The 21,516-nt window shown below is 58.8% G+C and carries 18 protein-coding genes; 5 read left to right on the forward strand and 13 right to left on the reverse strand.

Going from position 1 to position 21,516, the window contains the following annotated elements; genetic code table 11:
• Positions 1–126: 126 nt before the first annotated feature.
• The 5 genes from AC1RBR_RS04220 to AC1RBR_RS04240 form a co-directional block, all read right to left on the reverse strand.
• A complete protein-coding gene (locus AC1RBR_RS04220; protein WP_064585938.1) occupies positions 127–1,290 on the reverse strand; it encodes a type III PLP-dependent enzyme in 1,164 nt (387 codons plus the stop codon).
• A 791-nt stretch (positions 1,291–2,081) separates the two neighbouring features.
• Positions 2,082–3,239 carry an osmoprotectant ABC transporter ATP-binding protein OsmV gene (locus AC1RBR_RS04225; protein ID WP_492563133.1) on the reverse strand — a complete coding sequence of 386 codons (1,158 nt, stop codon included), beginning with the start codon at positions 3,237–3,239 and terminating at the stop codon, positions 2,082–2,084.
• A complete protein-coding gene (locus tag AC1RBR_RS04230; protein ID WP_003221593.1) occupies positions 3,236–3,889 on the reverse strand; it encodes an ABC transporter permease in 654 nt (217 codons plus the stop codon). The genes AC1RBR_RS04225 and AC1RBR_RS04230 overlap by 4 nt, the downstream gene beginning before the upstream one ends.
• Before the next feature lie 12 nt (positions 3,890–3,901).
• The gene (locus AC1RBR_RS04235; protein WP_492563135.1) at positions 3,902–4,795 is read right to left on the reverse strand and encodes a glycine betaine ABC transporter substrate-binding protein; all 894 of its coding nucleotides are present in this window, start codon (positions 4,793–4,795) and stop codon (positions 3,902–3,904) included.
• Between the two features lie 21 nt (positions 4,796–4,816).
• Positions 4,817–5,506 (reverse strand): ABC transporter permease, encoded by a 690-nt coding sequence (locus AC1RBR_RS04240; RefSeq protein ID WP_177327464.1) that lies wholly within the window; start codon positions 5,504–5,506, stop codon positions 4,817–4,819.
• 360 nt (positions 5,507–5,866) lie between these two features.
• Here AC1RBR_RS04240 and AC1RBR_RS04245 point away from each other — a divergent pair, with 360 nt between their 5' ends.
• From AC1RBR_RS04245 to AC1RBR_RS04255, 3 genes are all read left to right on the forward strand, one after another.
• Entirely contained in the window at positions 5,867–7,450 is a 1,584-nt protein-coding gene (locus AC1RBR_RS04245; RefSeq protein ID WP_027610807.1) for a peptide chain release factor 3, read from the forward strand.
• Between the two features lie 752 nt (positions 7,451–8,202).
• On the forward strand, positions 8,203–8,505 hold the full coding sequence (locus AC1RBR_RS04250) for a transposase (protein WP_225595758.1): 303 nt from the start codon (positions 8,203–8,205) through the stop codon (positions 8,503–8,505).
• Positions 8,502–9,338: an IS3 family transposase gene (locus AC1RBR_RS04255; protein WP_492563137.1), complete on the forward strand. Its 837-nt coding sequence runs from the start codon at positions 8,502–8,504 to the stop codon at positions 9,336–9,338. The genes AC1RBR_RS04250 and AC1RBR_RS04255 overlap by 4 nt, the downstream gene beginning before the upstream one ends.
• A gap of 913 nt (positions 9,339–10,251) precedes the next feature.
• On the opposite strand, the gene AC1RBR_RS04260 is transcribed toward AC1RBR_RS04255, so the two are convergent.
• The gene (locus AC1RBR_RS04260) at positions 10,252–10,617 is read right to left on the reverse strand and encodes a nuclear transport factor 2 family protein (protein WP_492563139.1); all 366 of its coding nucleotides are present in this window, start codon (positions 10,615–10,617) and stop codon (positions 10,252–10,254) included.
• Positions 10,618–10,836: 219 nt separating this feature from the next.
• On the opposite strand from AC1RBR_RS04260, the gene AC1RBR_RS04265 reads away from it, so the two are divergent.
• Both AC1RBR_RS04265 and AC1RBR_RS04270 read left to right on the forward strand, forming a co-directional pair.
• Positions 10,837–12,021 carry an MFS transporter gene (locus AC1RBR_RS04265; protein ID WP_492563141.1) on the forward strand — a complete coding sequence of 395 codons (1,185 nt, stop codon included), beginning with the start codon at positions 10,837–10,839 and terminating at the stop codon, positions 12,019–12,021.
• Positions 12,022–12,177: 156 nt separating this feature from the next.
• Complete coding sequence (locus tag AC1RBR_RS04270; protein ID WP_115986729.1) at positions 12,178–12,426, forward strand: hypothetical protein; 249 nt, start codon at positions 12,178–12,180, stop codon at positions 12,424–12,426.
• 198 nt (positions 12,427–12,624) lie between these two features.
• On the opposite strand, the gene AC1RBR_RS04275 is transcribed toward AC1RBR_RS04270, so the two are convergent.
• From AC1RBR_RS04275 to AC1RBR_RS04305, 7 genes are all read right to left on the reverse strand, one after another.
• The gene (locus AC1RBR_RS04275) at positions 12,625–13,605 is read right to left on the reverse strand and encodes a peptide ABC transporter ATP-binding protein (RefSeq protein ID WP_027610810.1); all 981 of its coding nucleotides are present in this window, start codon (positions 13,603–13,605) and stop codon (positions 12,625–12,627) included.
• A complete protein-coding gene (locus AC1RBR_RS04280; protein WP_095139462.1) occupies positions 13,605–14,573 on the reverse strand; it encodes an ABC transporter ATP-binding protein in 969 nt (322 codons plus the stop codon). The genes AC1RBR_RS04275 and AC1RBR_RS04280 overlap by 1 nt, the downstream gene beginning before the upstream one ends.
• Positions 14,574–14,583: 10 nt before the next feature.
• The gene (locus tag AC1RBR_RS04285) at positions 14,584–15,510 is read right to left on the reverse strand and encodes an ABC transporter permease subunit (RefSeq protein WP_027610812.1); all 927 of its coding nucleotides are present in this window, start codon (positions 15,508–15,510) and stop codon (positions 14,584–14,586) included.
• Positions 15,511–15,520: 10 nt separating this feature from the next.
• Positions 15,521–16,531 carry an ABC transporter permease subunit gene (locus AC1RBR_RS04290; RefSeq protein ID WP_007953665.1) on the reverse strand — a complete coding sequence of 337 codons (1,011 nt, stop codon included), beginning with the start codon at positions 16,529–16,531 and terminating at the stop codon, positions 15,521–15,523.
• Positions 16,532–16,604: 73 nt separating this feature from the next.
• Complete coding sequence (locus AC1RBR_RS04295; RefSeq protein ID WP_492563144.1) at positions 16,605–18,200, reverse strand: ABC transporter substrate-binding protein; 1,596 nt, start codon at positions 18,198–18,200, stop codon at positions 16,605–16,607.
• 78 nt (positions 18,201–18,278) lie between these two features.
• The gene (locus AC1RBR_RS04300; RefSeq protein ID WP_492563145.1) at positions 18,279–19,697 is read right to left on the reverse strand and encodes an OprD family porin; all 1,419 of its coding nucleotides are present in this window, start codon (positions 19,695–19,697) and stop codon (positions 18,279–18,281) included.
• Positions 19,698–19,872: 175 nt separating this feature from the next.
• The gene (locus AC1RBR_RS04305) at positions 19,873–21,471 is read right to left on the reverse strand and encodes an ABC transporter substrate-binding protein (protein ID WP_443532103.1); all 1,599 of its coding nucleotides are present in this window, start codon (positions 21,469–21,471) and stop codon (positions 19,873–19,875) included.
• Positions 21,472–21,516: the final 45 nt, after the last annotated feature.

The raw sequence follows: 21,516 nt of genomic DNA on the forward strand, positions 1-21,516 counted from the left end.
TGTCAGTCATCATCATCCGCACTGGCCCACCGCATTCGCGAGCAAGCCCGCTCCCACAACGGATTGCATCGACATACAAAAAAGCCCATGACACGTCATGGGCTTTTTGCATTATGGCTTCAGCGCTTACACGTAAAACGATTTCAGCGGCGGGAAGCCATTGAACTCAACCGCGCTATAACTGGTGGTGTAAGCACCGGTCGACAGCCAGTACAGACGATCACCAATGGCCAGGTTCAGCGGCAGGCCATATTTGTAGTTCTCGTACATGATGTCGGCGCTGTCGCAGGTCGGGCCGGCGATGACCACTTCTTCCATCTCGCCTTTCTTCTCGGTCCAGATCGGGAACTTGATCGCTTCGTCCATGGTTTCGATCAGGCCGGAGAACTTGCCCACATCGGTATACACCCAACGCTCGACGGCGGTGCGGGATTTACGCGCAACCAGCACCACTTCGCTGACCAGAATACCGGCGTTGGCGATCAACGAACGGCCCGGCTCCAGAATGATTTCCGGCAGGTCATCACCGAAGTCTTCCTTCAGGAAGCGGATGATCTCTTCGGCGTAGGTTTCCAGGCTGTTGGTGCGGGTGATGTAGTTGGCCGGGAAGCCGCCGCCCATGTTGATCAGCTTCAGGTGAATGCCGTCTTCTTCTTTCAGACGCTCGAAGATCACTTTGACCTTGGCGATCGCTGCGTCCCAGACGCTGATGTCGCGCTGTTGCGAACCGACGTGGAACGAGATGCCGTACGGCACCAGGCCCAGGTCGCGGGCGAGGATCAGCAGGTCCATGGCCATGTCGGTCTGGCAGCCGAATTTGCGCGACAGCGGCCAGTCAGCGGTAGTCGAGCCTTCGGTCAGAATGCGCACATAGACTTTCGAACCCGGCGCGGCTTTGGCGATGTTGCGCAGGTCGGCTTCGGAGTCGGTGGCGAACAGGCGCACACCCTTCTCGTAGAAGTAGCGGATGTCCTTGGACTTTTTGATGGTGTTGCCGTAGCTGATCTGGTCCGGGCTGACGCCACGGCCCATGACTTTGTCCAGCTCATAGATGGAGGCGATGTCGAAGCTCGAACCTTTCTCTTTGAGCAGGTCGATGATCTCGACAGCCGGGTTGGCCTTGACCGCGTAGTAGACCTTGGCGAATTCGAAACCGGCGCGCAGGTCGTCATAGGCCTGGCTGATCATCGCGGTGTCGATCACCACGAACGGGGTTTCCTGTTTGTCGGCGAACGCCTTCATTTTCTGAAAGGTTTCGCGCGCGAAATAGTCTTCGACCTGGATCGACATGCTGGGAGCTCCTATGGGCAAACTCGTAAAAACAATGGGTGCAAATGAACGCCCTCCGTATCCCCACTTTGGTTCGCCTACTTCCCAAGGCAATGGCGCCGAAAGCAAAAAGGCCATTCAGATCGTTTGAGAGCTACTGCGCTTGGCAATACTGCGTTGGGAAGAGGCTCGGAATGCTCATTTACAACCAGTAAACTCCGCTTCCTCGCCTCTTCCCGCCTTGTCTTGCCTGCGCTCGCTACGCTCTCAAACGATCTGGGGTCGCTGCCCTTGGCCTTGCTGTCTCGTCGTCAGTACTTGAGCCGGATGGATCGTTTCCAGCATGGACGTTCGGCGCGAACTTTAGGGCGTGAGGGGCCTGAGATCAACTAAAAATGTCGCGTTTTTGCATGCTTCTGACGTGCGTCGCGAATATCACTCTTTGTAGCCGACCGAGATGACGGACAGATGTTCCCCGGGAATTTTCATGTGTTAAAAATACCTGCACGTTCGCCGCTTTTATCGGCTAATTATCGGGGAAGTGTGATCGGCGCAACATCGGCGACGTTGGCGGCGAGAGGAAGGTGTGAGGGGGATTTTGATAAGTGTGGCGGATGCTTTAGCAGTGCCAGAGCTCACCTCGGTGTTGATATTCTTTTCCAGTCTTTGAAAACACAAAAAAACTGTGGCGAGGGAGCTTGCTCCCGCTGGACTGCGAAGCAGTCCCCGCTTTTTTTAAAAGAGGGGCCGCTGCGCGACCCAGCGGGAGCAAGCTCCCTCGCCACAGGTTCGGTGTGCGACCTTTTTATCGATCAGGCGATTACAGCCTCAGCCGGCGAGACGATATTGGTCTTCATCCCGCGTGAACGACCTGAACTCAGGTAGGCCGCAATCGACTCCTGCGTTACTTCACCGAGGAACACCCGCTCGGCATCCATCACCGGCAGCCACGAACGATTGAACTCGTACATGCGCGACAACAGGATGCGCAGATGTTCGTCGTACGCCGCCGTGGCGTTGAACTCGCGCAGATACTGCCCGCAGGTGCCGGTCTGGCGGTGCAGGTCGCGACGACGCACGTAACCCAGCGCCTTGTTCTCGGCACAGGTGACCACCACATAGCGGCGGTCATGCTCGTCCATCAACTCCAGCGCATCGGCCACCGGGGTTTCCGGGCTGACCGACGGCGCATTGTCGGCGGCGTCTTCGGCTTTCACCAGCAATAGACGTTTGAGGGTGCTGTCCTGACCGACGAAATTGCTGACAAAGTCGTCCGCCGGGTGCGCGAGCAGCGTGTCCGGGTGATCGATCTGCAGCAGTTTACCGGCGCGGAAGATCGCGATCTTGTCGCCGAGTTTGATCGCCTCGTCGATGTCGTGGCTGACCATGATCACGGTCTTTTTCAGCGCCCGTTGCATCTCGAAGAACTCGTTCTGGATCATCTCGCGGTTGATCGGGTCGACCGCACCAAACGGCTCGTCCATCAGCAACAGCGGCGCATCCGCCGCCAGTGCGCGGATCACACCTATGCGCTGTTGCTGGCCGCCGGACAACTCGCGCGGATAGCGATGCAGATACTGCTTGGGTTCCAGCTTGATCATGCTCATCAGCTCGCGAGCGCGGTCGTGGCATTTCTGTTTGTCCCAGCCGAGCAGTTTCGGCACCACGACGATGTTCTCTTCGATGGTCATGTTCGGGAACAGGCCGATCTGCTGGATCACGTAACCGATGTTGCGGCGCAGTGTCACTTCGTCGAGGTCGGTGGTGTCTTCGCCGTTGATCAGGATCTTGCCCGAGGTCGGCTTGATCAGGCGGTTGATCATTTTCAGCGTGGTGCTTTTGCCGCAACCCGATGGCCCGAGGAACACACAGATTTCACCTTCATTGACGGTCAGGCTTACCGAGTCCACGGCTTTGACATCTTTGCCGTTGCTCTGGAAGGTCTTGCTGAGGTTTTGAAGTTCGATCATTTGAGGAGTCCTTTTGGAGTCAGCGTACGTTGCAGCCACTGCAGGAGAAGGTCGGCGAAGATCGCCAGAAGACTGACCAGCAGCGCGCCGACGATCAGCATCGACATGTCGCTGCGGCTGATGGAGGCGAGGATCAGCACGCCAAGGCCACCGGCGCCGATGGTCGCGGCGATGGTCATCACGCCGATGTTCATCACCACGGCGGTGCGCACCCCGGCGAGGATCACCGGCACAGCGATCGGCAACTCGACCATGCGCAGGCGCTGGCCGAAGGTCATGCCGATGCCGCGTGCGGCTTCACGAATGCCCGGCTCGACGCCGGTCAAGGCGAGGTAGGTGTTGCGCATGATCGGCAGCAGTGAATAAAGGAACACCGCGGTGATCGCCGGCATCGGCCCCAGGCCCTGGCCGAATTTGGAGTAGAACGGCAGCAGCAGGCCGAACAGGGCAATCGACGGCACGGTCAGCAGCACCGTTGCGCTGGCCTGCAAGGGGCCTGCGAGGCTCGGAAAACGCGTCATCAGAATGCCCAGCGGCACACCGATGAAAATCGCCAGCGTCACCGCAATGCCGACCAGAGTGATGTGCTGCCAGGTCAGGTGCATCACCTGCTGCCAGTCGAGGTGGGAAAAGGCGTTCAGAAATTCCATGACTTTTCCTCCTTAGTTGAGTGGGTGCTGGCGCAGGAAATCCGCGGCGACTTTCGATGGGCTTTCGTGATCGACATCGACCCGCGCGTTGAGCTGGCGCATGGTTTCGTCGTCGAACAGTTGCGCCAGCGGCTTGAGTTGCTCGGCCAGTTGCGGGTGCGCGTCCAGATACGCCTGACGTACCACCGGCGCAGCGGTGTAGTCGGGGAAGTAATGTTTGTCGTCTTCCAGCAGTTTCAGGCCGAACGCATTCAGGCGACCGTCGGTGGTGTAGACCAGACCGGCAAACACCTGGCCGTTGCGCAGCGCGGTGTAGACCAGCCCGGCGTCCATCTGGCGGATGTTCTTGCGGGTCAGGTTCATGTCGTAGAGCTTGACCATGCCGTCCAGACCGTCGGAGCGGTTGGCGAACTCGGTGTCCAGCGCCACCAGGTGATTGGTCTTGGCCTCATCGCGCAGCACCTTGTTCAGGTCACTGATGGTGTTGATCTGCGGATACTCCTCGGCGACTTTTTTCGGCAGGGCGAGGGCGTAGGTGTTGCTGAATTTCGACGGGGTCAGCCAGATAAGGCCTTTTTTCGCGTCGAGTTCTTTGACCCGGGCGTAGGACTGTTCGCTGTCGAGTTTTTCGGTGACATGGTTGTAGGCCACCAGCGACACGCCGGTGTATTCCCAGAGCATGTCCAGTTGTCCGCTTTCGTGAGCGCTACGGGCGAGGTTGCTGCCCAGACCACCAGTGATCTGCGCGTCGTAGCCTTTGCTGCGCAGGTATTGCGCGGTGATTTCCGCGAGCAGGGTCTGCTCGGTGAACACCCGGGCGCCGAGGCGAATGAGCGGTTTTTCCGCCGCCTGGGCAAATCCTGCGAACAGCATGATGCAGCATAAGATCAAGCTAAATCGTTTCATAAATATTCCTTCGCAAAAGCCTTAAGACGGGCGCAAACCGCGTTCCAGCCAGAGACGGCTGGCGAGGGTGACCACGCCATCGAGCAGCAGGGCCAGCAGCGCGGTGCACGCGGCGCCGAGCAGCAGTTGCGGCTGATTGTTCAGGGCGATGCCAGGGAAGATCAGGCTGCCGAGGCTGTTGGCGCCGATCAGGAAGGCCAGCGGCGCGGTGCCGACGTTGATCGCCAGTGCCACGCGCACACCACCGATGATGATCGGCACGGCGTTGGGCAGCTCGACTTTCCACAGCACTTGGCGCGGGGTCATGCCGATGCCGACGGCGGCTTCTTTGAGCGAGCCCTGGACGTTTTTCAGGCCTTCGTAGGTGTTGCGCACGATCGGCAACAGGGACGCGAGGAACAAAGCGAAGATCGCCGGGCCACTGCCGATGCCGAGAATCCCCAGGGCAATCGCCAGTACAGCCAGCGGTGGCACGGTGTTGCCGATATTGAAGATCTGCATGAAGCGTTCAGCGCGGCCGACCATGGTCGGGCGACTGAGGAAGATACCGGCGGGGATGCCCACGACCAGGGCGGCCAGCATTGAAGCGAGGACGAGAATCAGATGAGCTTGCAGGTAAAACAACAAATCGTCGCGGTAGTGTTCGATCGTGTTGATGCCGATCCAGTGAACCAGCAGGGCCAGGAGCGCGATAACCACCGCACCTCCCATCAGCCCTTTGCCATAGCGGATAGCCACAGGCGGACTCCTTTTCTTGTAGTCGGCGAACGCTCTCCCGTGTGGCATGCCAAGCCTTGGCTGCCGGGAAATAAACGTTCGCGAGAAGCAGCTCCTTCAGCACCGGCAACAAGCGGTCTGAAAGCGAGCCATGAGCGCAGCCTCGTCAGGCTAACTTGCTGATTTTTCAGCCCCTGACGAAATGTCGTAACAGGGGATGGACGTCTCCGGGCTTTAAAAGGTTCCCATCTGGGGCAGCATTTGGCCACCCTTAATGTGCTCAACGGTTCGGTTATTGCATCGACTTGGGCTATAATCGCGGCCCTTTTTTGAATCACCGCCAGGCGATTTCCCATGACCAACCAGGCCGCCGAAGTCGCGAAACGCCGCACTTTCGCCATTATTTCCCACCCCGATGCCGGTAAAACCACGATCACCGAAAAGCTCCTGTTGATGGGCAAGGCGATTGCGGTGGCCGGTACGGTGAAATCCCGTAAATCCGATCGCCATGCGACATCCGACTGGATGGAGATGGAGAAGCAGCGGGGTATTTCCATTACCACGTCGGTCATGCAGTTCCCGTATCGCGAACACATGATCAACCTGCTCGACACCCCGGGCCACGAAGACTTCTCCGAAGACACCTACCGCACCCTGACGGCGGTCGACTCGGCACTGATGGTTCTCGACGGCGGTAAAGGCGTCGAGCCACGCACCATCGCCCTGATGGATGTCTGCCGTCTGCGTGATACGCCGATCGTCAGCTTCATCAACAAACTCGACCGTGACATCCGCGACCCGATCGAACTGCTCGACGAAATCGAAGCCGTTCTGAAGATCAAGGCAGCGCCGATCACCTGGCCGATCGGTTGCTACCGCGACTTCAAGGGCGTGTACCACCTGGCCGACGACTACATCATTGTCTACACCGCCGGTCACGGTCACGAACGCACCGAAACCAAGATCATCGAGAAGCTCGACTCCGACGAGGCGCGCGCGCACTTGGGCGACGAGTACGATCGCTTCCTCGAACAGCTGGAACTGGTGCAGGGCGCCTGCCACGAGTTCAACCAGCAGGAGTTCCTCGACGGTCAACTGACCCCGGTGTTCTTCGGTACTGCATTGGGCAACTTCGGTGTCGACCACGTGCTCGACGCTGTAGTTGACTGGGCCCCGCGTCCGCTGGCCCGTGTCGCCAACGAGCGTACCGTCGAGCCGGTGGAAGAGAAGTTCTCGGGCTTCATCTTCAAGATCCAGGCGAACATGGACCCGAAGCACCGCGACCGCATCGCCTTCATGCGTATCTGCTCCGGCAAGTACGAGAAAGGCATGAAGATGCGCCACGTGCGTACCGGCAAGGACGTGCGCATCGGCGACGCCCTGACGTTCTTCTCCTCCGAGCGTGAGCAACTGGAAGAGGCGTACGCCGGCGACATCATCGGTCTGCACAACCACGGCACGATCCAGATCGGCGACACCTTCAGCGAAGGTGAAGTCCTCGGTTTCACCGGTATCCCGCACTTCGCCCCGGAACTGTTCCGTCGCGTGCGTCTGCGTGATCCGCTGAAGTCCAAGCAGTTGCGTCAGGGGCTGCAGCAGTTGGCTGAAGAGGGCGCGACCCAGGTGTTCTTCCCGGAGCGCAGCAACGACATCATTCTTGGCGCCGTGGGTGTGCTGCAGTTTGATGTGGTCGCCAGTCGTTTGAAGGAGGAATACAAGGTTGAGTGCTCTTATGAGCCGATCACTGTTTACTCGGCGCGCTGGATTGAATGCAGCGACAAGAAGAAACTTGAGGAGTTTTCCAACAAGGCTGTGGAGAACCTCGCACTGGATGGCGGTGGGCACCTGACCTATCTCGCTCCAACGCGGGTTAACCTGGCGTTGATGGAAGAGCGGTGGCCGGATGTGAAGTTCCGTGCGACGCGTGAGCATCATTAAGCGCTGAGCTGGGTTGTCTGGAGCCCCTGAGGTGTAGGCCTTGGGGGCTTTCTTTTGGGGCTTTGGTCTTGGCGGCCTTTGGGCCGACCAGGTTCCTGGTTTTTTTGGGTACATATCCGTTTTTTTGGTAACGGCTACTTAGGGTTTCGCCCTTACGGCGAGTCACCTTTTCCAAACGCCGAAAAGGTAACCCAAAAGGCTTGCTCCTACGTTCGGCCCACTCGCTGGGGCTCGGGGTTCCTTCGCTCCGGGACTGATCCGGGCGCAGCGCCTCCGGTTTGCTTCGCTGCACCTCCTCTCGCTGTGTTTGGCTGCGCCAAACGGTCGCTGCGCTCCCACCCCCGGATCAATCCCTCCGCTCAGCCTTCCGACGTCGCCCGTGGATCAAGATCAAGAGCGGTACTCGAGCTTGCGCTCATTGTTTTGAGTGGGGCGGCTGCGCCGCATGGGGCATACACAAATCAAAACTGTGGGAGCTGGCTTGCCAGCGATGGCGGCCTGATAGCCGACCAATTTCTACCTGAATACACCGGGTTCAACCTGTGGGAGCGGGCTTGCTCGCGAAAGCGGTTTCACAGCCGACCAATCTCCAATTGAACACAACCAATCCCACTGTAGGAGCCAGCCTGACAGCAGACCAATCTCTAACTGATTGCACCCATCCAATTGTGGGAGCGGGCTTGAACTGGCCTAATGATTTTGGACACCTCAATCGGGCGCTATGATGGCGCCCAAATCTGAGGTGTTTGGATATGCGTAAATCTTATTCAAGTGAGTTCAAACTCAAGGCTGCCAGCATGGTGCTGGACGAGGGGCAGTCGGTTCCCGAGGTCTGTGCCAGTTTGGATATTGGCCCTACGGCCTTACGCCGCTGGGTCGATCAGGTTCGCAAGGAACGCTTGGGCTCGACTCCGGTGGGAGCCAAGGCGATCACCGCGGATCAGCGAGAGATTCAGGAACTTAAAGCCTTGCTCAGGCAAAAAGATCGGGATATCGAAATCCTAAAAAAGGCCAGTGCTCTCCTGCTTTTGGACGCCAAAGATCACTCTCGTTGATCTGTGAGCTGGGCGAGCAGTACGGCGTTAACGATTGCTGTCGTGTGTTCGGGATAAACCGCAGTAGCTTTTACGCATGGCGTCAGCGCCAAGGCAAAGTGAGCCCTAAGCGAGAGCAGCTCAAGGCCATGCTGGTCAAGCACCACAAGGCGTCGAGAGAGTCTGCGGGCGCTCGTACCTTGGCTAAACAGCTGCAAGCCGGCGGGCATGATGTCGGGCGTTTCATGGCTCGCAGCTTGATGCGAGAAGCAGGCATTGTCAGCCGTCAACGCCGGCGCCATAAGTACAAGTCACCCGGCGTGGAAGCGTTGGTGGCACCGCATGTGCTCAAACGCAAGTTTGATGTTACGGCGGTCAATCAGGTGTGGTGTGGGGACGTGACGTACATCAAAGTCGGCAAGCGCTGGCTGTATTTCGCGGCGGTTCTGGACTTGTTCGCTCGCCGGATCGTGGGCTGGTCGTTTTCGATGATCTCCGATGCCACGCTGACCTGCGAAGCCCTGCGGATGGCGATTGAACTACGCGGTCGCCCAAAAGACGTACTGTTTCACTCCGACCAAGGTTGCCAGTACACCAGCCATAAATTCAGAAATGAACTGCTGGAACATGGGCTCCGGCAGAGCATGAGCCGTAAAGGCGAATGCTGGGACAACGCTGCGATGGAGCGTTTCTTTGGAAGTTTGAAATCAGAGTGGGTGCCAGAAGCAGGCTACGGATCGGAACACGAGGCCCGAGCGGATGTGCAGCGCTATATATCGCGCTACAACATCACCAGGCCACATAGCTACAACGACTATCGGTCACCAGTCGCCAAGGAGAAGTTGGCGGCGTGAAACCTTAATCAGTGTCCAAGATTACTTGACCAGTTCAGCTTGCTCGCGAAAGCGGTTTCACAGCCGACCAATCTCCAACTGAGCACAACCAATCCCACTGTAGGAGCCAGCCTGCTGGCGATGGCGGCCTGACAGCAGACCAATCTCTAACTGATTGCACCCAATCCAATTGTGGGAGCGGGCTTGCTCGCGAAAGCGGTTTCAAAGCCGACCAATCTCCAACTGAACACAACCAATCCCACTGTATGAACCAGCCTGCTGGCGATGGCGGCCTGACAGCAGACCAATCTCTAACTGATTGCACCCATCCAATTGTGGGAGCGGGCTTGCTCGCGAAAGCGGTTTCACAGCCGACCAATCTCCAACTGAGCACAACCGATCCCACTGTAGGAGCCAGCCTGCAGGCGATGGCGGCCTGACAGCCAACCAATCTTCAACTGATTGCACCCAATCCAATTGTGGGAGCGGGCTTGCTCGCGAAAGCGGTTTCAAAGCCGACCAATCTCCAACTGAACACAACCAATCCCACTGTATGAGCCAGCCTGCTGGCGATGGCGGCCTGACAGCAGACCAATCTCTAACTGATTGCACCCAATCCAATTGTGGGAGCGGGCTTGCTCGCGAAAGCGGTTTCACAGCCGACCAATCTCCAACTGAGCACAACCAATCCCACTGTAGGAGCCAGCCAGCCTGCTGGCGATGGCGGCCTGACAGCCAACCATTTTCTAACTGAGCGCACTCAATCGAACGAGCGAGCGACCGACCGAAGGCTACAAAGGGTTGTGGGGCGGTTCCTTTTTTGTGGCTGCGATGCTCTTGAGCGCGACAAGCTGCGTGCTGGCCATCAGGTCAATCAGTCTTATCACCTGATTGACGATGGCTAGGAGCTGTTGATCCCGGCCGTTGTGCCGGTTCACTGCGCCGGTAGCAGTGTTCCCTGGTGAAAGAACATCTGCCACTGCTCGGCCTGTTTGCGCCAGATCGAGCTACGCAGTGTGTTGACCGTGACACCTTGAGCCTTATCCACGTTCTGGCAGTGATAGGTCACCAGCACAATGTCGTCCGACAGATATCTACTGCTGAATTGACTGATGGTGCGCTGCGTAAAGGTCTGTAGTGGCAATTGCTCGATTACTTCTGCCTTTGACCATTTGTCGCCGCGAGCACCAATCTCGACAAAGTCGTCGGCGATCAAGCGCGATAGATCTTCGGCATTGCTTCGTACAGCTTGCGATAGCAGAGATTGCTCGAGGTCCAGCAGAGTTTTTGACAGGTCCATGGCAATAGCCTTTGTCCGATGGTTCAGCGATACATTACCCATGTTTTTGCGGCTGTGGCGATTCACCTCGGTGAATGGTGCGTTTGAGGAAATGTCCGTCAGTTGTCTGCTTCACGAGCGTAATCCGGCTCTGCTTTTACATTTCAAAACCTCCGCCCACACGACTTTCCAATTCAACCCGTCTACTGTTCAGCGAACCCTCGCCGCAGCGGACGTTACATGATCAAAGGACTGACTCAACTGATGCGTCTGAAAGGCTATTTCTCCCCAATGTCGTGGGTCCTTGCTGCTCTTTTATTCATCAATCGCCTCAGCGCCATGGTCAAACTCTTCATGGCGCTGTACCTGCGTCAGGAGTTGGGGCTGGCGATTGAAACCGTCGGCTGGTTGCTCTCGGCTTATGGCGCGGGGTTGCTGGTCGGTTCGATGCTTGGCGGTTGGCTCAGTGATCATGTGCGCACGGCGCGGCTGACGGCGGCGCTGTTTTTCGTGTCGGTGTGGGTGCTGATGCTGTTGGGGCTGGTGACGCAGGTGCCGTGGCTCGCCGGTTTGTTGTTGCTCAGCGGTGTGATCGACGGGGCGATTCGTACGTTGCATCAGCGGCTGATCATGGAATATTGCGAGGTGGCGCAGCGTTCTCGCGCGCAGGCCTTGAGCCGGGTGGCGCGTAATCTGGGTATGGCGGCTGCCGGGGTGGCGGGCGGGGTGCTGGCGCAGGCAGATTTCCGCTGGGTGTTTTTTGTCAGTGCGGCGATGACGATGCTGGCGCTGCTATGGTTCATGCGTACGACGTGGCAGCGGGCGGTGTTGGTGGTTGAGGACGAATCCGTCGATGGGTCAAGTGTGCCGTTTCGCGACAAGCCGTTCCTCTGGCTGCTTGCGGCGACGGCCGTGCTGGGCATCGCATTCGACACGGTCTACAGCACGCTGGGCAATTATCTGCGGGACTATTACCAACTGAGCACCACGGCGATCGGCTGGCAGTTCGGGCTCAATGCGTTGCTGGTGATCATGCTGCAGATTCCGTTGTCACACTGCGGCGAGCGTTGGGGCACGCGGCGGCAAATGCTCGCGGGGAGTTTGTTGCTGGCCGGGGGATTGGGCATGTTGCCGTTCGGATCCGGGCTGGCGTTCGTCTGCCTGTCGACGGTGATCTGGACCTTGGGCGAGGCGTTGTTCATGCCGCCGCTGAATGTGCTGACGATGCAATTTGCTCAGCGTGGCAAAAGCGGCCAGTACTTTGGTCTGTTCTTTATGAGCTGGAGCGCCAGTGCGTTGTTGTCGCCGGTGCTCAGCGGTCAGTTGTACGGCAGTTTCGGTGGCCATAGCGTCTGGCTGGCCAGCGCCGCACTGGTGTTGATGTCGATTCCCTTGACGTGGCAAGCGACCCGTCCGCTTAGTTGATCCCGCGATAGGTGTTATTCGAAACCTGTCTGTCTGCGAAGGGCATTTCTGCCCGCGCGTTAGCGTCCTATCTGGTGAAGCCGCCGGATCGGAACTAGATTTCACACAGCGCCAGTCAGGCACGCATGTCTCACCTGAAAATGGATGGAGTCAGCTATGAAAAGCAGGTTGCTACGGTTTTTATTGCTTTTGAAAGTGATGGTCATGCTGTCCCTCGGCACCGCGACGGCCTGGGCCGAGTGCGAGGATCACGATTCCCAGGCGTTTAACGGCCAGGTCGGACACAGCGGCTTGATGCTCGCCAAGTCGGAATCAGAGCCAGGCGATCAGGGGCAGGGTGGCAGTGCCGATGACGATGACTCGACCACTGATGAACCGGACGATGAAGGCGACAGCCAGACGTAGATCTTGGCCAAAAGAAAACCCCTTCTGCCTCGACTGATGCGCAATCGGGGGAGAAGGGGTCTGGTTAACGCTTTTAGCTACTCAAGTCCTTTGTGGGAGGGGGTTTGCTCCCGAAAGCGGTGAGTCAGTCACCATTGTCAGTGACTGTCATACCGTATTCGCGAGCAAGCCCGCTCCCACACTTTCGTCCGCCGTTAATCAGGCGGCGCCGTCGAGGAATTGCTCGGCGTAGTGGCAGGCCACCTGGCGATTATCCAATTCACGCAACAACGGCTCTTCAGTGCTGCAACGCTCGGTAGCGTACGGGCAACGCTTGTGGAACGCGCAGCCCGGTGGTGGGTTCAGCGGGTTGGGCAATTCGCCGACGATCTTGATTTTCGGCTTGTTCGGGTCCGGATGAATGGTCGGGGTCGCCGACAGCAGCGCCTGGGTATACGGGTGCAGCGGACGTTCGTAGATAGCGTCTTTCGGGCCCATTTCCACCGGGCGACCGAGGTACATCACCATCACATCATCGGCCACGTGTTGCACCACCGCCAGGTTGTGCGAGATGAACACGTAAGCGGTGTTGAATTCCTGCTGCAAGTCCATGAACAGGTTCAGCACCTGCGCCTGAATCGACACGTCCAGTGCCGAGGTAGGCTCATCCGCCACCAGTACTTTCGGTTGCAGCATCATCGCGCGAGCGAGGGCGATCCGCTGGCGCTGACCGCCGGAGAACATGTGCGGATAACGCTGGTAGTGCTCGGGACGCAAGCCGACCTGCTTCATCATCGCCTGGACTTTTTCGCGACGTTCGGCGGCGGACAGGTTGGTGTTGATCAGCAGCGGCTCGCCGAGCTGGTCACCGACTTTTTGCCGTGGGTTCAATGACGCGTACGGGCTCTGGAACACCATCTGCACGTCTTTGCGCAGTTGCTTGCGCTGAGCCTTGTCGGCGCCAGCCACTTCCTGCCCGGCGATTTTCAGCGAGCCGGACGACGGCTCTTCAATCAGGGTCAGGGCGCGGGCGAGGGTGGATTTGCCGCAGCCCGATTCGCCGACTACGGCGAGGGTCTTGCCGGCTTCCAGTTCGAACGACACACCGTTGAGGGCGCGCACGGTCGCGTGGCCCTTGAACAGGCCACGGGACACTTCGTAGTGACGGGTCAGGTCGCGGGCGGTAAGTACGACGGCCATTACGCCACCTCCTGGTTCAGCGGGAAGAAGCAGCGAGCGAGGCTGTTGCTTTTCGGATCAAGGGCCGGACGCTGCGCGCGGCAGCTGTCCTGCACGTACGGGCAGCGCGGCGACAGCAGGCAACCCTGCGGACGGTCGTAGCGGCCCGGGACGATGCCCGGCAGGGTCGACAGGCGTGAGGCGCCCTGGCTGTGTTCCGGAATCGCCTTGAGCAGCGCTTCGCTGTACGGGTGTGCCGGGATGTCGAACAGTTGCGGCACCTGACCGACTTCAACGGCTTGGCCGGCGTACATCACGCACACGCGCTGGGCTGTTTCGGCCACGACGGCGAGGTCGTGGGTGATCAGCACCAGGCCCATGTTCTGTTCTTTCTGCAACGCCAGCAGCAGATCCATGATCTGCGCCTGAATCGTCACGTCCAGTGCAGTGGTCGGTTCGTCGGCGATCAGCAGTTTCGGTTCGCCGGCAATCGCCATGGCGATCGCGACACGCTGGCTCATACCGCCGGACAGTTGATGCGGGTAGGCGTCCATACGGCTGGCGGCGCCCGGGATTTCAACTTTTTCAAGCAGCTCGATCGCACGTTTGCGCGCTTGCTTGCCGGACATTTTCAGGTGCAGACGCAGCACTTCTTCGATCTGGAAACCGACGGTGTAGCTCGGGTTGAGCGCGGTCATCGGGTCCTGGAACACCATCGACAGGTCTTTGCCGACGATTTGCCGACGCTGACGATTGCTCAGCTTGAGCATGTCTTTGCCGTCAAAGCTGAGCGAGTCGGCGGTGACGATGCCGGGATGCTCGATCAGGCCCATCAGCGCCATCATGGTCACGGATTTACCCGAACCCGATTCGCCAACGATGGCCAGGACTTCGCCTTTGTCGACTTTCAGGTCGAGGCCATCGACAACGGGTGTCGCGGTTTTGTCGCCGAAGCGAACGTTGAGATTCTTGATTTCTAGCAGTGACATGGGAATCTCCTCAGGCGGCGTTCTTGAGTTTCGGGTCCAGCGCATCGCGCAGACCGTCGCCCATCAAGTTGATTGCCAGCACGCTGAGCAAAATGGTCAAACCAGGCAGACTGACGACCCACCAGGCGCGTTCGATGTAATCGCGGGCCGAGGCCAGCATGGTGCCCCACTCAGGGGTTGGCGGTTGTACGCCAAGGCCGAGGAAGCCCAGCGCCGCAGCGTCGAGAATTGCCGAAGAGAAACTCAGGGTCGCCTGTACGATCAGCGGCGCCATGCAGTTTGGCAGCACGGTGATGAACATCAGACGTGGCAGACCGGCACCGGCCAGACGCGCGGCGGTCACGTAGTCGCGGTTCAGTTCGCCCATCACGGCGGCGCGAGTCAGACGCACGTAGGACGGCAGCGATACCACAGCGATAGCGATCACGGTGTTGATCAGGCCAGGGCCGAGGATGGCGACGATCGCCACCGCCAGCAGCAGCGATGGCAGGGCCAGCATGATGTCCATCAGACGCATGATGGTCGGGCCGATCATCTTCGGGAAGAAACCGGCGAACAGACCCAGCAGGATCCCCGGGATCAGCGACATCACCACCGACGACAGACCGATCAGCAGCGACAGGCGCGAACCCTGAATCAGCCGTGACAGCAGGTCACGCCCCAGTTCATCGGTGCCGAGCAGGAATTGCATCTGCCCGCCTTCGAGCCACGCCGGTGGCGTCAGCAGGAAGTCACGGTATTGCTCGCTCGGGTTATGCGGTGCGACCCACGGCGCGAAAATCGCGCAGAAGATGATCAGCAGCATGAACAGCAGGCCGGCAACCGCGCCCTTGTTTTTCGAGAAGGCTTGCCAGAATTCTTTGTACGGTGACGGGTACAGCAGGCTTTGATCCGCGCTTGGGGCGGAAGTGGCTACTGAGGATGTTGGAGTGCTCATGGTATGGACCTCAGCGCTGATGACGGATGCGTGGGTTGGCAAAGCCGTAGAGGATGTCCACTACGAAGTTGACCAGAATCACCAGGCAGGCGATTAACAGGATGCCGTTTTGCACAACCGGGTAGTCCCGGGCGCCGATGGCTTCGATCAGCCATTTACCGATGCCGGGCCAGGAGAAAATGGTTTCGGTCAGGACTGCACCGGCCAGCAGGGTGCCGACTTGCAGGCCGACCACGGTCAGGACCGGGATCAGCGCGTTGCGCAGACCGTGGACGAACACCACGCGCGACGGCGACAGGCCTTTGGCCTTGGCGGTGCGGATGTAGTCTTCACGCAGCACTTCGAGCATCGACGAACGGGTCATCCGCGCGATCACCGCCAGCGGAATGGTGCCAAGCACGATGGCCGGCAGGATCAGGTGATGCAGCGCATCGAGGAATGCGCCCATGTCATCGGCCAGCAGCGTGTCGATCAGCATGAAACCGGTGCGCGGCTCGATGTCGTAGAGCAGGTCGATCCGTCCGGACACCGGGGTCCAGCCCAGGCTCACCGAGAAGAACATGATCAGGATCAGGCCCCACCAGAAGATCGGCATTGAATACCCCGCCAGGGAGATGCCCATCACCCCGTGGTCGAACAGGGATCCTCGCTTGAGTGCCGCGATCACCCCGGCCAGAAGACCGAGGATGCCGGCGAACAGCAGGGCAGCCATGGACAGTTCCAGGGTCGCCGGGAAAAGGGAGGTGAACTCGGTCCATACGCTTTCACGCGTACGCAGGGATTCGCCGAGATCGCCGTGGGCCAGTTTGCCGATGTAGTCCAGGTACTGGGCATACAGCGGTTTGTTCAGACCTAGGCGTTCCATTGCCTGAGCGTGCATTTCGGGGTCGACCCGACGTTCGCCCATCATCACTTCCACGGGGTCGCCCGGAATCATGCGAATCAACGCGAAAGTCAGCAAGGTGATGCCGAAAAACGTGGGGATCAACAACCCCAGTCGGCGGGCAATAAAACTAAACATCTTGTGTGGTACCTCATCAGCCGGTTAGGCGTGCCCGGCGACCCTGGGATCAGGGTCGCCGGGAGTTTCTTATCTACTTCACCTGGGTAGTGGCGAAGTTATTAGTGGTGAGAGGGCTGATGTGATAACCCTCTACGTTGTTGCGCATTGCGGTAAACATACGGGTGTGGGCCATGCTGATCCACGGTTGGTCCTGATTAAACAGCACCTGGGCCTGTTCGTAGAGCCTGGCGCGTTCGGCCGGATCTACTTTAGCCCGTGCTTCGTCGAGCAGTGCCTGGAATTTCTCGTTGCACCAGCGCGCGTAGTTTTCGCCGTTCTTGGCCGCTTCGCAACTGAGCATAGGCGTCAGGAAGTTATCCGGGTCACCGTTGTCGCCCGCCCATCCGGCCGAGACCATGTCGTGCTCGCCGGCCTTGGCGCGCTTGAGCATTTCGCCCCATTCCATCACGCGGATGTCGATCTTGATCCCGACTTTCGCCAGGTCAGCCTGCATCATCTGCGCGCCGAGCATCGGGTTCGGGTTGGTCGGGCCGCCGCCGTTACGGGTAAACAGGGTAAACACGGTGCCTTCCGGAACCCCGGCTTCCTTGAGCAGGGCGCGGGCCTTGTCCAGATCGCGTGGCGGGTTCTTCAGGTCGTGGTTGTAGCCCAGCAGCGTCGGCGGGTACGGGTTGACCGCCACCGAGGCGTTGCCTTTGCCGAACAGCGCGTTGACGTAGGCTTCCTTGTCGAACGCGATGTCGATGGCCTTACGCACGCGCACGTCGCTGATGTATTTGTGCTGGGTGTTCATGGCGATGTACGAGACGGTCATCGCGTCCATCTCGTCGACTTTCAGGTTGCTGTCTTTCTTGATGCTCGGGATGTCATCCGGTTTCGGATACAGCGCGATCTGGCACTCGTTGGCCTTGAGCTTCTGCAGGCGCACGTTGTTGTCGGTGGCGATCGCCAGGATCAGCGCGTCGGCTGGTGCCTTGCCACGGAAGTAGTCCGGGTTGGCCTTGAAGCGCACCTGCGCATCTTTTGCATAGCGCTGGAAGATGAATGGGCCGGTGCCGACTGGTTTGTTGTTGAGGTCGCCGGTCTTGCCGGATTTGAGCAACTGGTCGGCGTATTCGGCCGGGTAGATCGAGGAGAACGCCATGGCGATGTCGGCCAGAAACGGCGCTTCGCGACGGGTCAGGGTGAACTTGACCGTGTTGTCGTCGACTTTTTCTACGCTTTTGAGCAGTTCCTTGAAGCCCATGCTTTCAAAGTACGGGAAGCCGACGCTCGACAGTTTGTGCCACGGGTGATTCGGGTCCAGCTGGCGCTGGAAGCTCCAGACCACGTCGTCGGCGTTCATGTCGCGGGTCGGCTTGAAGTATTCGGTGGTGTGAAACTTGACGCCTTTGCGCAGGTGGAACGTGTAGGTCAGGCCGTCTTCGCTGATGTCCCAGGATTCGGCCAGTGCCGGAATCACTTCGGTGGTGCCGGGCTTGAAGTCCGCCAGACGGTTGAAGATCGTTTCGGCCACCGCATCGGCAGTGACTGCAGTTGTGTACTGGACCATATCGAAGCCTTCCGGGCTGGCTTCGGTGCAGACCACCAAGGGTTTGGCCGAGACGCCGATGGCGGCGCTCAACAACGCGGCAGCAACGGCCGCACGTAGGGGAAGCATTTTCATCGATAACCCTCTGCAATCGGTTGAAGACAAAAAACCGAACGGCCGACTCATCATGAGTCAGCCGTCAGTTGGCAGTTTTTACAGAATGTTGAATGGAATCGTGGTCACGAGACGGAACTCGTTGATGCTGCCATCCAGCTGGTTTTCACTGGCACGGTGCGCGGTGTAGGTGGCACGGATGGCGGTAGCCTTGAGTGGTCCGCTCTGTACAGCGTACGCGGCGCCGATACCGTATTCGTAGTGGTTCTCGCCATCCATCGCCAGCACGCTGTCGTATGCGCCGCCTTTGTAGTGGGTGCCGTCGATACCCCAGCCGCGAGCGCTGTAGATATTGAACTTCAGGCCTGGCACGCCGTACTCGGCCATGTTCAGACCGTAAGCGACCTGAAACGACTTCTCGTTCGGACCGTTGAAGTCCGAGAGCAGGGAGTTGGCCAGGTAGATACCGTTGGTTTCGTGCAGGTAGTCGAAGTACTCGTTACCGTTAATTTCCTGGTACGAGAACGTCAGGCTGTGCGCCTGGTGAGTCAGGCCTAACGACAGCGAGTAGGTGTCGTTGTCGATTTCACCAAGCTTCTTTTTGCCTTCATCGACGGTTTTGTAGTAGTTCAGACCGGTGGTCAGGCTCAGGATCTGGCTATCGCCCAGTTCGTGGGTTGCGCCGAAATAGTACTGTTTCCACATGTCTTCAGCCTGAGTTGCCCACAGGCTGGTTTTCAAGCTGGCGAACGGCTGGTAGGAGATACCGGCGGTGTTGACGTGGTCGATTTCGATGATTTCGTCGGCGTATTCGGAGCGGAACTTGCGCTGGCTCTCTTCGGTACGCGGAGAGTTCTGATCAAACGTGGCGATATCGAAGGTCAGGTTTTCCAGTTCTTCACTGTGCAGGCTAACGCCCTGGAAGCTGGAAGGCAGGGGACGGTTGCCGATGACATCGACCATCGGGCTGCTGAAGTTCTGGCGGCCGGCGGTCAGGGTGGTGTTGGATACGCGTGCCTTGACGTTCGCCAGGCCCAGTTTGCTCCACTGGCCTTCAGCGTCGCCGCCGTTACGGGTCAAGGTACGGTTGTTGCCTGGACGCACAAGGCCGGCTTCCGGGGCTCCGCCATTGCCGGAGGCGAGGTTTTTGCGATCACGCTCCAGTGCGATGGCGTTGTACAACCCGACTTCGGTGCTGATACCGACGGTGCCCTCGGTGAACCCCGAGTTGTACTTGATGATCGTGCCCTGCACCCAGTTGATCCGGCGGTCAGTGGTTTGCAGAACGTCGTTGTGCTTGTAGCGGAACTTGGCGCCGCGCTTCAGCTCTTCATTGGCGTACCAGTTGCGGGTCGAGCCGGTGATCGACTGTCCTTCGACGAAGCCGGTCGCTTCAGCCTGGGCGCTCTTGGTGTTGACGGTCACCGGGGTGAACGCCTGGCTTTGGGTTTCCGCATAAGCCGTGGCGGTGATGCTGCTGATGGCCAGGGCCAGTATCGCGGTGCTGCTCAGTTTCATGGGTGAAGCTCCTTTACTTTCTTTTTATGCCGGCTTTTTTGGGTGGGCCGGTTATTGGTTTAGAACTCATTTCACACATCGCAAACGTTTGCAAAAGGCCGGATTGGCGAATTTCGGCAAAGCGCTTGCGTGAGGGGATAGACGGTCCCCTCAGCATTGCGGCTAATCGGTTGGGTTAATCGATACTGACGCCCGAGAACACATTGCGACCGAAAGGGCTAACCTTGAAGCCTTCAACCCTGGCGCTTAACGGCTGGTTGACCGTCGAGTGGGCGACAGGCGTGATCGGCACTTGCTGCTTGAGCAACTGCTGCGCCTGTTTGTAGAGCATGGTGCGCTGGTCGCGGTCGGTGACGACCTTGGCCTCCTTGATCAGCTTGTCGTAAGCCGGATCGCACCACATGGAATAGTTGTTGCCGCCAATGGCGTCGCAGCTGTACAGGGTGCCCAGCCAGTTGTCCGGATCCCCGTTGTCACCGGTCCAGCCGATCAGGCTGATGTCGTGCTCGCCATTCTTGGTGCGCTTGATGTACTCGCCCCATTCGTAGCTGACGATCTTCACTTTCAGACCGATTTTTGCCCAGTCCGCCTGGAGCATTTCGGCCATCAGTTTGGCGTTCGGGTTGTACGGACGCTGTACCGGCATCGCCCACAGGGTGATTTCGGTGCCTTCCTTGACGCCGGCAGCCTTGAGCAGCTCTTTGGCTTTTTCCGGGTTGTAGGCGGCGTCCTTGATGCTGTCGTCGTAGGACCACTGGGTCGGTGGCATGGCGTTGACCGCCAGTTGCCCGGCGCCTTGATAAACAGCGTTGAGAATCCCCTGTTTATTCACCGCCATGTCCAGCGCCTGACGTACTTCGAGCTGGTCGAAGGGCTTGTGGCGCACGTTGTAGGCGATGTAGCCGAGGTTGAAACCCGGCTTGGAAATCAGCTGCAGTTTCGGGTCGGCTTTCAGTGCTTCGACATCGGCAGGGCGCGGGTGCAGGGTGATCTGGCATTCGCCGGCCTTGAGCTTCTGCACGCGCACCGAGGCGTCGGTGTTGATCGCGAAGATCAGATTCTTCAGCTTGACCCGGCTCGGGTCCCAGTACTGTTCGTTGCCGGTGTAACGGATGTTCGAGTCTTTCTGATAGCTCTTGAACACGAACGGCCCGGTACCGACCGGCTTCTGGTTGATGTCGCTCGGCTTGCCTTCGGCCAGCAGCTTGTCGGCGTATTCGGCGGACAGGATGGCAGCGAAGCTCATGGCGATGTTCTGGATGAACGCGGCGTCGACGCTGTTGAGCGTGAATTCCACGGTCAGCGGCCCGGTCTTTTCGACCTTGGCGATGTTCTTGTTCAGACTCATCCCGTTGAAATACGGGAATTCGGTCGGATAAGCCTTACGGAATGGCTGTTGCGGATCGAGCATGCGGTTAAACGTGAACAGCACGTCGTCGGCGTTGAAATCGCGCGTCGGTTTGAAGTACGGCGTTGTGTGAAATTTCACACCTTCACGCAGGTGAAAGGTGTACTTGAGACCATCCTCGGAAATATCCCACTTGGTTGCCAGTCCCGGTACGACGTTGGTCGCGCCTTTTTCAAACTCGACCAGACGGTTGTACAGCGGCTCGGCGGCATCGTTATCGGTGGCCGTCGTGTATTGCGCGGTATCAAAACCCGCCGGGCTGCCTTCAGAGCAAAACACCAGGCTGTTGCTGGCGGCGTAACTGGCGGACGTGGCGGCCAACAGGCCGGCGCCCAGCAATGCGGAAAAAATCAAGGTATGGCGCATGACGCTCCCTCTTTTTGTAGTGTTGTTCAATGCACCGCGGTCCCG

The organism is Pseudomonas sp. GW823-FHT01D03 (genome assembly GCF_058798255.1).

What these genes read in the sequence shown, in the direction of transcription:
- AC1RBR_RS04260 (WP_492563139.1), bottom strand. Translation starts at nt 10,617, where the DNA reads ATGGACCTGTCAAAAACTCTGCTGGACCTCGAGCAATCTCTGCTATCG.
- AC1RBR_RS04270 (WP_115986729.1), top strand. Translation starts at nt 12,178, where the DNA reads ATGAAAAGCAGGTTGCTACGGTTTTTATTGCTTTTGAAAGTGATGGTC.
- AC1RBR_RS04225 (WP_492563133.1), bottom strand. Translation starts at nt 3,239, where the DNA reads ATGATCGAACTTCAAAACCTCAGCAAGACCTTCCAGAGCAACGGCAAA.
- AC1RBR_RS04285 (WP_027610812.1), bottom strand. Translation starts at nt 15,510, where the DNA reads ATGAGCACTCCAACATCCTCAGTAGCCACTTCCGCCCCAAGCGCGGAT.
- AC1RBR_RS04300 (WP_492563145.1), bottom strand. Translation starts at nt 19,697, where the DNA reads ATGAAACTGAGCAGCACCGCGATACTGGCCCTGGCCATCAGCAGCATC.
- AC1RBR_RS04305 (WP_443532103.1), bottom strand. Translation starts at nt 21,471, where the DNA reads ATGCGCCATACCTTGATTTTTTCCGCATTGCTGGGCGCCGGCCTGTTG.
- AC1RBR_RS04240 (WP_177327464.1), bottom strand. Translation starts at nt 5,506, where the DNA reads ATGGGAGGTGCGGTGGTTATCGCGCTCCTGGCCCTGCTGGTTCACTGG.
- AC1RBR_RS04290 (WP_007953665.1), bottom strand. Translation starts at nt 16,531, where the DNA reads ATGTTTAGTTTTATTGCCCGCCGACTGGGGTTGTTGATCCCCACGTTT.
- AC1RBR_RS04275 (WP_027610810.1), bottom strand. Translation starts at nt 13,605, where the DNA reads ATGGCCGTCGTACTTACCGCCCGCGACCTGACCCGTCACTACGAAGTG.
- AC1RBR_RS04295 (WP_492563144.1), bottom strand. Translation starts at nt 18,200, where the DNA reads ATGAAAATGCTTCCCCTACGTGCGGCCGTTGCTGCCGCGTTGTTGAGC.
- AC1RBR_RS04245 (WP_027610807.1), top strand. Translation starts at nt 5,867, where the DNA reads ATGACCAACCAGGCCGCCGAAGTCGCGAAACGCCGCACTTTCGCCATT.
- AC1RBR_RS04235 (WP_492563135.1), bottom strand. Translation starts at nt 4,795, where the DNA reads ATGAAACGATTTAGCTTGATCTTATGCTGCATCATGCTGTTCGCAGGA.
- AC1RBR_RS04230 (WP_003221593.1), bottom strand. Translation starts at nt 3,889, where the DNA reads ATGGAATTTCTGAACGCCTTTTCCCACCTCGACTGGCAGCAGGTGATG.
- AC1RBR_RS04250 (WP_225595758.1), top strand. Translation starts at nt 8,203, where the DNA reads ATGCGTAAATCTTATTCAAGTGAGTTCAAACTCAAGGCTGCCAGCATG.
- AC1RBR_RS04265 (WP_492563141.1), top strand. Translation starts at nt 10,837, where the DNA reads ATGATCAAAGGACTGACTCAACTGATGCGTCTGAAAGGCTATTTCTCC.
- AC1RBR_RS04220 (WP_064585938.1), bottom strand. Translation starts at nt 1,290, where the DNA reads ATGTCGATCCAGGTCGAAGACTATTTCGCGCGCGAAACCTTTCAGAAA.
- AC1RBR_RS04280 (WP_095139462.1), bottom strand. Translation starts at nt 14,573, where the DNA reads ATGTCACTGCTAGAAATCAAGAATCTCAACGTTCGCTTCGGCGACAAA.